We start from the raw sequence: 13,311 nt of genomic DNA on the forward strand, positions 1-13,311 counted from the left end.
GGCCCGGCAAATTCAACCAATTCAATACAATAAATTGGTATCAACAAACTTGGCACACTATTGAGTTCTCAAACAACAGACACACCCGGCACCACCACAACCAACAAACAGTCAAGGATCGCTCCGGAGCAACTTTTCAAACTTACCCGGCCGCTTCACCCTAGTCAAATCGGCGATCCAGACTCATTCTTGCCATAGGCTTCTGGGTCTTGGTGGCCGTTCAACTCCGGGGAGCAGCGCGGAAATAAACTCTACCACCACTTGGACCGGCTGACAAAGCGGCACCGAAGACGGTGCAGAAAAGCCCGGAATCACGGGGATTCCGGGCCTCTCGCAAACACTTCCCTACGCGCGCCAGGCCTGTCCGGGCGCTGCGCCTAGCCCAGCGGCTTGAAGTACGCGGCCCCTAGCGGAGGCAGGGTGACGGTGAGCATGGCCGGCTGTCCATCCAGGCCGTCCTTCGTCGCGGTCAGGGTTCCGGTGTTCTCCACCCCGGAACCGCCATAGCTGGCGGCGTCGGTGTTGAGCACTTCCTGCCACTCGCCGGCGGCCGGGACGCCGAGGAGGTAGTCCGTGTGCGGCCCGCCGGAGAAGTTCACGGCGCAGACCAGCGGGTTGCCGTCGGCGTCGCGGCGGACGAACGTCAGCACATTGCGGTCCGAGTCTCCCCCATTGATCCACTGGAACCCTTCGGGCTGGTTGTCCCGCTCGTACAGTGCCGGCGTGGAACGGTAGAGCTCGTTGAGGTCCTTGGTCAGGAGCTGCATGCCGTTGTGTGCCGGGATGTCCGCAAGCCACCAGTCCAGGCCGTACTGCTCCGACCACTCCGCTTCCTGGCCGAATTCGGTGCCCATGAAGATCAGCTGCTTGCCCGGGTGGGCCCACTGATATCCCAGGAATGCGCGCAGGTTTGCCAGCTGCTGCCACCGGTCACCGGGCATTTTGCGCAGCATGGAGCCCTTGCCGTGCACAACTTCATCGTGGCTGATGGGCAGCAGGAAGTTTTCCGTGAAGGCGTAGACCATCGAGAACGTGATGGTGCCGTGGTGCCACCGGCGGTTGTACGGGTCCTCGGCCATGTATTTGAGCGAGTCGTGCATCCAGCCCATGTTCCATTTGAGGCCGAAGCCCAGGCCGCCGCCGCTCGTGGGCGCCGTGACGCCCGGGAATGCGGTGGATTCTTCGGCAATCATGACCGCGCCGGGGTGGGTTTTGTAGACCGTGGCGTTGACCTCCTGGAGGAATGAGATCGCTTCCAGGTTTTCGCGGCCGCCAAAACGGTTTGGCTGCCACTGACCCTCTTCGCGGGAGTAGTCGAGGTAGAGCATGGAGGCGACGGCGTCCACGCGGAGCCCGTCGATGTGGAACTCATCGAGCCAGTACAGGGCGTTGGCCACCAGGAAGTTACGCACCTCCCTGCGGCCGAAGTCGAAGATCAGCGTTCCCCAGTCCGGGTGTTCGCCCAGGTTCGGATCGGCGTGCTCGTACAGTGCTTCGCCATCGAACCGGGCCAGGGCCCACTCGTCCTTGGGAAAGTGCGCCGGGACCCAGTCGAGGAGGACGCCGATGCCGGCTTGGTGGAGTTCGTCAACGAGGTGGCGGAATTCGTCCGGGTGCCCGAAGCGCGAGGTCGGCGCGAAGTACGAGGTGACCTGGTAGCCCCACGAGCCGCCGAAGGGGTGCTCGGCCACAGGCATGAACTCCACGTGGGTGAAGCCGAGCCATTTGACGTATTCCACGAGCTCCTTGGCCAGTTCGCGGTAGCCCAGCCCCACCTTCCAGGAACCGAGGTGGACCTCGTAGACGCTCATGGCCGAGTTGTGCGGATCGCGGGCGGCGCGGGCCTGCATCCACTCGGCATCCTTGAAGACGTAAGAGGGCTCCACCACCCGGGATGCCGTCAGCGGCGGGACTTCGGTGCCGAAGGCCAGCGGGTCCGCTTTTTCCACCCAGTATCCGTGCCGGGTCCTGAGTTCAAATTTGTAGCACGCCCCTGCTACAACCCCGGGAATGAAGACTTCCCACACACCGGTGGAACCGAGGGAGCGCATGGAGTGTTCGCGGCCGTCCCAGCCGTTGAAGTCGCCCTTGACGCGCACTGCCTGGGCGTTCGGGGCCCAGACGGCGAAGGACACGCCGTCGACGTCGCCAAGCGAGGACTTGTAGTGCTGCACGTGCGCGCCGAGGACATCCCACAGACGCTCGTGCCGGCCCTCACCGATCAGGTGCAGGTCTACTTCGCCGACGGTTGGCAGGTAACGGTAGGGGTCGTCCATGACCTGGGGCTCGTGGTCCTTGTAGGTCACCTCGAGCCGGTAATCCGGCACATGGCCGCGCTCGAGCGGCTCCATCACGGCCACCCATACGCCGCTCGATTCGTGCGTCATGGGCGTCGAACCTGCCGACGTCACGACCGAGACCGCTTCCGCCAGGTGCTTGACCGTCCGGATGGTGACATGGCCATGGTCATCGAGATGGGCGCCGAGGACCGAGTGGGGCGCGTGGTGTTCGCCGCTGGAGACCCTTGCAAGGGTCTCGCCATCCACGGGCAGTGGTGTGCCGGGCCGATCGATACGTGCTGATCCTGTCATTTTTATACCTTCCGCTGCGGCTTCGGCGGCGACGCCGGAACCTGTACTGCCGAGGAGACGACGCGATGCGTTCACCGGGATGGAGAGCCAGTCCGGCCTGTTCCTTAGTTCGTAGATGACTTCGTAGAGGGCTTTGTCGAGCCACAGCGCCACAAAGAGCGGCGAGTCGCGGTCGATGCTGCCGGGAATGACGTCGGCGTAGCCGGCCAGGAAGGCCTCAGCGCAGTCATCCACCCAGGTCCCGGGCACCACGGCTCCGGGGTTTTCGCGGACGGCGGCTCCGGCGGCGTAGTCGAAGGACCGCAGCATGCCGACTACGTCGCGAAGGGCGACGTCCGGGAAGTTGCGCTCGGAGATGGGGCGCAGGGGCTCGCCCTCGAAGTCGAGGATGGCCCAGCGCGGGGGGCCCCCCGGCTCGCCCGGGACCATGCTGCCGGGCACCTGCAGGATTTGCCCGAGGTGGAGGTCGCCATGGATACGCTGGAGCGGGCCTGCGCTGGTGCCCTCGAGCCGGCCGAGGAGACCGTTCAGCGCTTCTTCGTAAGGCCCGACAGCCTGGCCGGCCTGGGCCCAGGACTGACGGACGCGCTCGGCTACTCCCGGCGCGATGTCCTGCCCCGGCGCAGATTCGGCGGCTGTGCCCAGGGCCTCGGCGAGCCGGCGGTGCACGGTGGCCGTGGCCGCGCCCAGCGCGTGGGCTTCTGCAGCGAACCCGATCCCCCGGCTGGCCGCGTCCACGGCGAGCCGCCACGCATCGAGTCCGCCGGCGAGGAATTCGTGCGCCACAGCCAGCTCGCCGGAGGCGGGACGGACAGTGGCGGGACGGCGGGCATCTGACGGCTCCGCCCCTGCTGCGGCCGCCGGCACCTCCCACTCGCCAGCCACCCAGCCAAGGGTTGCCGGGACCTCCGCGGTGTGTCCCGCAGTCAGCGCCGCACCGATTTCAACCTCGGGATTCTGCCCTTCGGACAGCACCCGGAAGAACTTCACGATGGCGACTGTGCCGCCGTCCTCGTCGTCGACGATCACCGAGCTGTTCGATTGCTCGCCCGAGAGGACCTTGACCTTGCCTGTTGCGAACGGCAGGCGGTAGCCGGACTCCACCAGGTGGCCGGTGGCGTTGCCCGACGGCGTCGTTGCGCCGCGCCGCATGAGCTCCAGCCAGGCGGCGACGAAGGAGGCGTCGTGGACGCCGTCGTACACCCACTGGTGGGCGGCATCAGCGCGGGTGCCGGGAAGTTCGCCGATCAGCGCGCGTTCTGCCCCCGGCAGGGGTTCTGGCCGGAAACTGAGCGGCACCTGGACGACGTCGGTGCGGCTGCCGCCGGGCGTGGGGTAGGACACCGCGACCAGCAACACCTCGAACGTGGCCCCGCCGGCGGCGGTCTCAAGGCGCAGGCCGCCCGCCGGTTCGAAGGTGAATTCGGCGGTCTTGACAGGGAACCATCGCTGGCGCGGGAGCCAGGCGCCAAGCAGTCCGCTCAAGGCCGGGGCAAGGGCTGGTCGCGTCATCTCAACCCTCGATGGACAGGACGGGCATCGCCTGTGTGAACGGGGATGCCGGGTTGGAGGCGGCGGAACGGATCCGCAACCAGAAGAAATCGTGGCTGCCCAAGGTCAGCGTCAGCGTTCCGTCATCGCCGATGGCCGGGAAGGCCTGGCCGCCGAAGACGTCCCGGAGGCCGCGGCCGGCGAAGTTCGGCACCCGCAACGTGGCAGCCACGGGGTGCTGTGAGAGGTTGAAGGCGCACAGGATGGTCTCGGCGTCCTCACCGGCGACGTTGCCTTCCGGGAGCTCACGCAGGTAGGCGAGGACGACGTCGTGGTCAGCCTCCACATGCTTGAATCCGCCGAGCCCGAAGGCGGGGTGGTTCTTGCGGACGCTCAGGATCTGGCGGGTCCAGCGCAGCAGGGACCCCGAATGTGCGGCCTCGGCCTCCACGTTCGCCATGCTGTAGTTGTAGACCAGCGACTGGATCACCGGCAGGTACAGCTTGCCCGGGTCGGCACTGGAGAACCCGGCGTTCCGGTCCGGGTTCCACTGCATCGGGGTGCGGACCGCGTCACGGTCCTCGAGCCAGATGTTGTCCCCCATGCCGATCTCGTCCCCGTAGTACAGGAACGGGCTGCCCGGCAGGGACAGCAGCAGGGCGTTGATCAGCTCGATCTCGGAGCGGGAGTTATCCAGCAGCGGGGCCAGCCGGCGCCGGATGCCGATGTTGGCGCGCATGCGCGGATCCGGCGCGTACCAGCCGAGCATCGCGGCGCGTTCGTCGGAGGTGACCATTTCCAGCGTCAGTTCGTCGTGGTTGCGCAGGAACGTGCCCCACTGGGCACCTTCGGGAATGTCCGGCGTGTCCTTCATCGTCTCGATGATGGGGGACGCCTTCTGGTCCCGCAGCGCGTAGTACAGCCGCGGCATGATCGGGAAGTGGAACGCCATGTGGCATTCCGGTTCCTCTTCGGTGCCGAAATACTCCACCACTTCGGCGGGCGGCTGGTTGGCCTCGGCAATGATCACGCGGCCCGGGTAGCTTTCATCGACCATCCGCCGCAGCTGGCGGAGGAATTCGTGGGTCTGCGGCAGGTTCTCGCAGTTGGTGCCCTCCTCCTCGAACAGGTACGGGATGGCGTCCGCCCGGAAGCCGTCGATGCCCTGGTCCAGCCAGAACCGCACGACGTCGAAGAGCGCGTCAATGACCTTGGGGTTCTCGAAGTTCAGGTCGGGCTGGTGGCTGAAGAACCGGTGCCAGAAGAACTGCCTGCGGATGGGGTCGAAGGTCCAGTTGGATTCCTCCGTGTCCACGAAGATGATGCGGGCGTCTTCGTACTTCTCGTCCGTGTCGCTCCACACGTAGAAGTCGCCGAAGGGACCATCCGGGTCCTTGCGTGACTCCTGGAACCACGGATGCTGGTCGGAGGTGTGGTTCAGCGGAAGGTCGATGATCACCCGGACGCCGCGGGCATGGGCCTCGGCCACGAGCCGTTTGAAGTCGCTGATGGTGCCGAACTCGTCCAGCACGGAGTTGTAGTCCGAGATGTCGTAGCCGCCGTCGCGCAGCGGTGACTGGAAGAAGGGCGGGAGCCATAGGCAGTCCACCCCCAGCCACTGCAGGTAGTCCAGTTTCTCGATCAGGCCGTGGAAGTCGCCCGAGCCGTCTCCGTTGCCGTCGGCGAAGCCCCGGACGAGCACCTCGTAGAAGACCGCCTTGCGGTACCAGAGGGGATCGTGTTGGAGGCCCGGGGCATTCAATTCAAAGCTCCCCCTCGGGCTGAAGTGCTGGCTCGGGTTCTGCGGGCTAAAACTCACTGGCACTACCTCCGGATGCTAAGAATGTGAACGGGCTCGGCGTGCGGGTCCAGGCGGACGTAGTTGTACTCCCCCCATTCCCAACTCTCGCCGGTCAGCAGGTCATCAACCATGAAACGGCCGTTGTGCGTGAAGTTCTCCGGGTCCAGTTCCAGCGCCGGCAGGTCCAGGGACACCGTGCTCTCCCGGGTGCCGTGCGGGTCCACGTTGACGACGATGATCAGGGTGTCTTTGGTCCCGTCCGCGAGGGTCTTGTGCTTGGAGAACACCACGGTGGAGCTGTCCGAGCTCTGGTGCACCGTCAGGTTCTGCAGATCCCCCAGGGCCGGGTGCGCGCGCCGGATCCCGTTGAGCCGGGTCAGGTACGGGGCCAGGGTGCGCCCCGATTCTGCCGCCGCGTCCCAGTCGCGGGCCTTGTACTCAAACTTCTCGTTGTCGATGTACTCCTCGGCGCCCGGGCGCGCCACGTGTTCGTAGAGCTCAAAGCCGGCGTACACGCCCCAGATGGGGCTTGCCGTCGCGGCCAGGGCGGCACGGATCTTGAAGGCCGCCGGGCCGCCGAACTGCAGGTATTCGGTGAGGATGTCCGGGGTGTTGACGAAGAAGTTCGGCCGGAAGTAGGCCGCCGACTCGTGGCTGACCTCCTGGAAGTACGTCTCCAGTTCTTCCTTGGTGTTCCGCCAGGTGAAGTAGGTGTAGGACTGCTGGAAGCCTGCCCGGCCAAGAGCGTGCATCATGGCCGGGCGGGTGAACGCCTCGGCGAGGAAGACGACGTCGGGGTGCTTCTTATTGACCTTGCCGATCAGCCATTCCCAGAACCAGACGGGTTTGGTGTGCGGATTGTCCACCCGGAACACTTTGACGCCGTGGCTGACCCAGAGCATCACAATCCTTAGAATTTCGTTGGACAGCCCCGCGGGGTCGTTGTCGAAATTCAGCGGGAAAATGTCCTGGTATTTCTTTGGCGGATTCTCCGCGTAGGCAATAGTGCCGTCGACGCGCGTGGTGAACCATTCCGGGTGGCTTTGCACCCACGGGTGGTCGGGCGCGGCCTGCAGGGCCAGGTCCAGGGCCACCTCGAGTCCCAGCTCACCGGCCCGTGCCACGAAGGCGTCGAAGTCCTCGAAGGTGCCCAGATCCGGGTGGATGGCGTCGTGGCCGCCCTCGTGGGATCCGATGGCCCACGGCGAACCGGGATCGTGCGGTCCGGCGATCAAGGTGTTGTTCGGCCCCTTGCGGTGCTGGCCGCCGATCGGGTGGATCGGCGGCATGTAGATGATGTCAAAGCCCATGGCGGCGACGGCGTCGAGGCGCTGCGCGGCGGTGCGGAAGTTGCCGGAGGTCCATTCCCCCGTGTCGTGGTTGCGCACGGCACCTTCGGAGCGGGGGAAGAATTCGTACCAGGCGCCGGCTCCGGCAAGCGTTCGCTCCACCAGCAGCGGGTAGGGCTCGGAAACCGTCACAAGTTCGCGGATGGGCTGGCGTTCGACGACGGCGGCGACGTCGGCGCCGAAGCCGGCGGCGAGGCGTTCCTCGGGTGTCCGGGACGTATCTGAGAGGACGACGACGGCCATCCGCAGCGTTCTGCGGTCACCGGAGGGGCGGGAGGCGTCTTCGGAGGCTTCGGCCAGCAGGGCGGCACCTTCGGACAGCATGAGCTCGACGTCGATGCCGGCCTCCACCTTGACCTCGGCGTTGTGGTGCCAGGTGCCGTAGCGGTCGTGCCAGGCCTCGATGACGAAGGACCAGTTGCCAGTGGCGGGCGGGGTCAGGAGGCCTTCCCAGCGGTCCGTGCCCATTCCGCGGGGTCCGCGCGGCGGGGCGAGGCGGACCCGCTGCCGCTCTTTGCCGCGTGGGTCGAGCAGGACGGCGCTGACCCCGAGCTGGTCGTGTCCCTCCCGGAACGCGGTGGCTCCCACGACAATGGTTTGGCCCTCGACCGCTTTGGCGGGAAACTTTCCGCCCTCCACCGAAGGCTGCACGGCGGTGATCGGAAAGCGGCCAAATCGAAGGCCATCCGTGATCAGGGCCTTGGGCTTTTGCTTGGACACGGCGCTGGTTCGCGAGTTATTCGTCACAGCCTCGACGTTATCTACAAAACGGCCAGAATGCTAAGGCCTCGAACGTTTTCCGGAGGTTTCTGGTTCTGGTCGGAGTGATATCCGTCATTTACGGGAAAGAATCTTAAAGCAGTTCCGGGGCAACGACTTGTCCGTTAGTGTTTCGCTGGTGAAGGCAATCCGCAGATTTACCGTCCGAACCGTACTCCCGGAGTCGATCCGGCCGCTGGCCCGGCTCGCCACCAATCTCCGGTGGTCCTGGCATCCGCCCACCCGGGAGCTTTTCGAGGGGCTCAACCCCGGGGTCTGGGCGGAGAGCGCCCACGACCCCGTGACTTTCCTGGGCCTGGTCAGCCGGGAAGAGCTGCAGCGCCTCGCCGCGGACCAGGACGTGGTGCGGCGCGTCCACGCCGCGGCCGATGACCTCGACCAGTACCTGGAACAGCCGCGCTGGTACCAGAGCCTGGGCGACGGCGCGCCGGCATGCATCGCCTATTTCTCGCCGGAGTTCGGCATCACCGAGGTCCTGCCCCAGTACTCGGGCGGCCTTGGCATCCTGGCCGGGGACCACCTGAAGGCGGCCTCGGACCTTGGCGTGCCGCTGATCGGCGTCGGACTCCTGTACCAGGCCGGCTACTTTAAGCAGTCGCTCTCCCGGGACGCCTGGCAGCAGGAAACGTACCCGGTCCTCGACCCCGACGGGCTGCCCCTGACGCTCCTGCGCGAGGCCTCCCCGGATGGCAACGGCAAACCGGTCCAGATCTCCCTGCCGCTTCCCCAGGGCCGGCGCCTGCTGGCGCACGTGTGGCGGGCCGACGTCGGACGTGTGCCGCTGCTGCTGCTGGATTCCAACGTTCCGGGCAACGACGAGGCTGCCCGCGGCATCACCGACCGCCTGTACGGCGGCGGCGGAGACCACCGGCTGCAGCAGGAGCTCCTGCTGGGCATGGGCGGGGTCAAGGCACTGCGGGAGTTCCAGCGGCTCACGGGTGTCCCCGCGCCGGAAGTCTTCCACACCAACGAGGGCCACGCCGGGTTCCTCGGTGTCGAGCGGATCCAGGAATTGATGTCCGGCACGGCGCCGCTGAGCTGGGAGGAGGCCCTGGCCGCCGGGCGGGCGTCCACGGTGTTCACCACCCACACGCCGGTGCCGGCGGGGATCGACCGCTTCGAAATCTCCCAGATTCAGCACTTCTTCGAAGCCGGCCTCGCCCCGGACGTCCCGGTGGCCAAGATCCTGGACCTGGGCCGCGAGGACTTCGCCGACGGAAACCCGTTCGTGTTCAACATGGCCGTGATGGGGCTGCGGCTGGCCCAGCGGGCCAACGGTGTGGCCAAACTGCACGGCGTGGTCTCGCGCGGGATGTTCTCCGCCCTCTGGCCGGGCTTCGACCACTCCGAAATCCCCATCACCTCCGTCACCAACGGCGTGCACGTCCCCACTTGGGTGGACCCCCGCATCGCCGCGCTGGCGCGGGACCACTTCGGTGCCGAGGCGGAGGCGCAGGGCCGGTGGGACCTGGCCTACAACGTCACCGACGAGGACCTCTGGGCGTTGCGGCGCGAGATGCGGGTGTCCCTGGTCGAGGATGTCCGGCGCCGGCTCCGGGCCGCGTGGAAGAAGCGCGGCGCGGCCGACGCCGAGCTGGCGTGGACGGACTCCGTCCTGGACCCGGACGTCCTGACCATCGGCTTTGCCCGCCGCGTGCCGACCTACAAGCGGCTGACCCTGATGCTGCGCGACCCGGAACGGCTCAAGGCGCTGCTGCTGCACAAGACGCACCCCATTCAGCTGGTCATCGCAGGGAAGTCCCACCCGGCGGACGATGCCGGCAAGAAGATGATCCAGGACCTCGTCCGGTTCACCGACGACCCCGCCGTGCGGCACCGGATCGCGTTCCTGCCCAACTACGACATCGCCATGGCCCGGACCCTGTTCCCCGGCTGTGATGTGTGGCTGAACAACCCGCTGCGCCCCTTGGAGGCCTGCGGTACCTCCGGCATGAAGGCTGCCCTGAACGGTTCGCTGAACCTCTCGGTCATGGACGGCTGGTGGGATGAGATGTACGACGGCGAGAACGGCTGGGCGATCCCGACCGCCAACAACGACGCCTCCCCGGAGGAACGCGACGACATCGAGGCGGCGGCTCTGTACGAGCTGCTCGAAACGCAGGTGGCGCCGCGGTTCTACGGGCTGACCGTATCCGACGCCGCGGGCGCTGCCGGACCGTCCCAGCCCGGCCCGCAGGCCGTGCCTACGCACTGGGTTTCGATGATCAAGCACACCATGTCCCACCTGGGCCCGGCGGTTTCCGCGGAACGGATGCTCCGGGACTACGTCAACGTCCTGTACCGGCCCGCCGCGATCGCAGGACGCCACGCTGTGGCGGACAACTACGCCCAAGCCAAGGCCCTGGCGGCATGGAGCTCACGGGTCCGGGCCGCATGGCCGCACATCCAGGTCGAACACGTCGACTCGGTGGGGGTCTCCGAGGACCCGCAGATCGGCGATCTGCTGCAGGTAAATGCATACGTGGCGCTGCGTGAGCTCTCACCGGACGACGTCTATGTTGAGGTGGCCTACGGCCGGGCCGAGGACACCGACGAGCTGACGGACATCACGGTCGCGGAGCTCAAGGCCGCCGAAGACCTCGGCAAGGGCCGGCACCTCTTCAGCGGCACGCTGGTGATCGACCGTTCGGGGTCCTTCGGCTACACCGTGCGTGTGCTCCCCAAGAACGATGCCCTGGCCTCAAAAGCGGAACTGGGCCTGATCGTCAACGCCTGACCGTCACCACGGCCTGACCGTCACCGCGTGGCGTGCTAGCTCTCTTTAGAGGCAGACGGCGATGACGTCCAGGCTCTTGCCGGCGTAGCCTTCGGCGTCCTGCAGCGTTTCGCAGATGACGCCGAAGGAGCGGTCCGCGCGGAGCGCGGCGGGCACCTGCCAGATGAACGTGACAGGGGCCTCGCCGTCGTCTGTCACGGCATCCGCGACGTCGTGCAGCGAATCGTGCAGGGCATCCAGGTCTGTGCCGTAGTCCTCGGGGACGTCCAGGAGCTCGCCGAACGTGTCCAGGACCGCCTGCTTGGTGTCGGCGGCGGGGACAACCAGGGCGCGCCGGCCGGCGTCGCCGATTTGCGCCGTGAGTTCTTCGATGGTCCAGGTCTCTGCCGAGTAAATCTTCATGGGGTCCTTAATCTCGAATTATTTAGGTGCGGTAGATATTGATCGTGTTGGCCTGGACGAGGTCGCGCTCACCGGAGGCGACGCGGGCGCCCTGACGCCGGTCATGGAGTTCGGACGTCGTCACGCGGAGTTCGAAGAGCCGGTGCCCGGTGCCGTCCTCGTTGCTCAGCCGTGGCAGGGTGACCTTGACGTCGTCGGCGCCGCCGTTGACCACCACGAGGCCGTCGACGTGCCCGTCGTCGGACCCGAGCAGGAGCTGGATCACCCGGTGGCCGGGGTCATGCCACGTGTCGGCGGACATGGGCTGGCCGTCCACATCGAACCAATGGAAGTAGGACTGGTTGTCACGCGCCGGGTAATCATGCGGCTGGCTGGCCAGAAACTCCTTGCGCAGCCGGATGACGCGCTTGGTGGTGCGCAGCATCGCATGGGATTCCGTGGTGCTGGTCCAGTCGATCCAGGTCAGTGCATTGTCCTGGCAGTAGGCGTTGTTGTTCCCCTGCTGGGTCCGGCAGATCTCGTCCCCGGCGGTGATCATGGGTACGCCCTGGGAAATCATCAGGCAGGCCATCAGGTTCCGCCTGCTTTGGGCGCGCCGGGCGAGGATCTCGCCGTCTTCAGTGGGGCCCTCGAAACCGTGGTTGTAGCTGCGGTTATCGCCGTGGCCGTCCCGGTTCTGCTCGCCGTTGGCCTCGTTGTGCTTGCGGTCGTAGGCCGTCAGGTCGGCCAGGGTGAAGCCATCGTGGGCCGTGATCAGGTTCAGCGAGGCGAGCCGGGACCGGCCCGAGGACTCGAACAGCCGGGCGGAACCAGAGAGGGCGTCCGCGAGGCGGGCCACCGGGCCGCCGCTGCCGCCGCCGTCGATCGCTGCGCGGTCGGCGAGCCAGAAGCTGCGGACGGCGTCGCGGAAATGATCGTTCCAGTCCACCCACCCGGCGGGAAACCGGCCGGTCTGCCAGCCGCCGTAGCCCACGTCCCAGGGTTCGGAAATCAGCTTGACGCCGGACAGGACCGGATCGGCTCCGACGGCGACGAGGAAGGGGTGCCGCGGATCGAATTCGTTGGCGCTGTTACGGCACAGCGTGACGGCGAGGTCGAAGCGGAACCCGTCGATGTGGAACTCGCTCACCCAGTAGCGCAGGGAATCCAGCACCAGCTGTACGACGCGGGGTTCGCCGAAGTTCAGGCTGTTGCCGCAGCCGGTCGTGTCCACGTACCTGCCGTGGCCGTCGTTGCGGTAGTACTGCATCTCGCCCAGGCCGCGGAAGCTCAGGGTGGGACCGTCCGTGCCGCCCTCGGCGGTGTGGTTGTACACGACGTCGAGGATGACCTCGAGCCCGGCGGCATGCAGCAACTTGACCATGCCCTTGAACTCGTCCTGGACCGCGTGGGCGCCGGCGGCCTGGGCGGCCTCGGTGGCGTAGCCCGGATGCGGGGCGAAGAATGCGGCCGTGTTGTAGCCCCAGTAGTTCGTTAGCCCGAGCTGCTGCAGGTGCGGCTCGTCCACGTGGAAATGCACGGGCAGGAGCTGGACCGCCGTGACGCCCAGCGAGATCAGGTGCTCGATCATGGCCGGGTGGGCCATCCCGGCGTACGTCCCCTGCAGGTCCTCCGGAATGTCCGGGTGCAGCTTCGTCTGGCCCCGGACGTGGGCCTCGTAGACGATCGTGTTGCGCCACGGGACCCGCGGGCTGCGGTCCAGACCCCAGTCGAAATCGTTGCCGACCCGGACGCTGGTGATCAGCCCCTCGCGTTCGTCGACGGCCCGGCCGTAGGGGTCCATCAGCAACGGCTGCTCGCCGACGGCATCGAAATTCGTGGCGGGCATGGACAGCGGGAGGGCCTCGTGTTCCGGGGAGGACCGGAAGCCATAGCGCGAGCCGGCGGGAATGCCCTCAACAATTCCGTGGTGGACGCCGTCGGTGACGTTGGGCAGTGTCTTCACCTGCCAGGTTCCCCCGGGCGCCTGATATTCGATCTCCAGCGTGGTTACGCCGGGCGCGTAGACGGCCACGTTGGCGAACGCGCCCCGGGGATCGTCCACTGCCGGCGACCCGGTATGTGGAACGCTGATCCCCAGCGGAAACGCCCGCGAAGCGTCTACGGTGGAAGCGGTATCTATGTAAGACATAACCATTGCTTAAAGCTTAGCCGGGCCAG

The 13,311-nt window shown here is 66.6% G+C and carries 6 protein-coding genes; 1 reads left to right on the top strand and 5 read right to left on the bottom strand.

Going from position 1 to position 13,311, the window contains the following annotated elements:
* Positions 1–377: 377 nt before the first annotated feature.
* The 3 genes from AC1DDH_RS18710 to AC1DDH_RS18720 are packed head-to-tail and all read right to left on the bottom strand — an operon-like array spanning position 378 to position 7,979.
* Positions 378–4,103: a 1,4-alpha-glucan branching enzyme gene (locus AC1DDH_RS18710; protein WP_476956048.1), complete on the bottom strand. Its 3,726-nt coding sequence runs from the start codon at positions 4,101–4,103 to the stop codon at positions 378–380.
* 1 nt (position 4,104) lies between these two features.
* Positions 4,105–5,901, bottom strand: a complete 1,797-nt coding sequence (treS, locus tag AC1DDH_RS18715; protein WP_476956049.1) for a maltose alpha-D-glucosyltransferase — start codon at positions 5,899–5,901, stop codon at positions 4,105–4,107.
* Between the two features lie 5 nt (positions 5,902–5,906).
* A complete protein-coding gene (locus tag AC1DDH_RS18720) occupies positions 5,907–7,979 on the bottom strand; it encodes an alpha-1,4-glucan--maltose-1-phosphate maltosyltransferase (protein WP_476858129.1) in 2,073 nt (690 codons plus the stop codon).
* A 151-nt stretch (positions 7,980–8,130) separates the two neighbouring features.
* Here AC1DDH_RS18720 and glgP point away from each other — a divergent pair, with 151 nt between their 5' ends.
* Entirely contained in the window at positions 8,131–10,749 is a 2,619-nt protein-coding gene (glgP, locus tag AC1DDH_RS18725; RefSeq protein ID WP_476850584.1) for an alpha-glucan family phosphorylase, read from the top strand.
* 45 nt (positions 10,750–10,794) lie between these two features.
* Here the strand turns inward: glgP and AC1DDH_RS18730 are convergent, their stop codons facing one another.
* Positions 10,795–11,151 carry a barstar family protein gene (locus AC1DDH_RS18730; protein WP_079552073.1) on the bottom strand — a complete coding sequence of 119 codons (357 nt, stop codon included), beginning with the start codon at positions 11,149–11,151 and terminating at the stop codon, positions 10,795–10,797.
* A gap of 22 nt (positions 11,152–11,173) precedes the next feature.
* Positions 11,174–13,288, bottom strand: a complete 2,115-nt coding sequence (gene glgX, locus AC1DDH_RS18735) for a glycogen debranching protein GlgX (RefSeq protein WP_476858130.1) — start codon at positions 13,286–13,288, stop codon at positions 11,174–11,176.
* Positions 13,289–13,311 lie beyond the last annotated feature (23 nt).

It is taken from the genome of Arthrobacter sp. 10T425 (assembly GCF_056393985.1).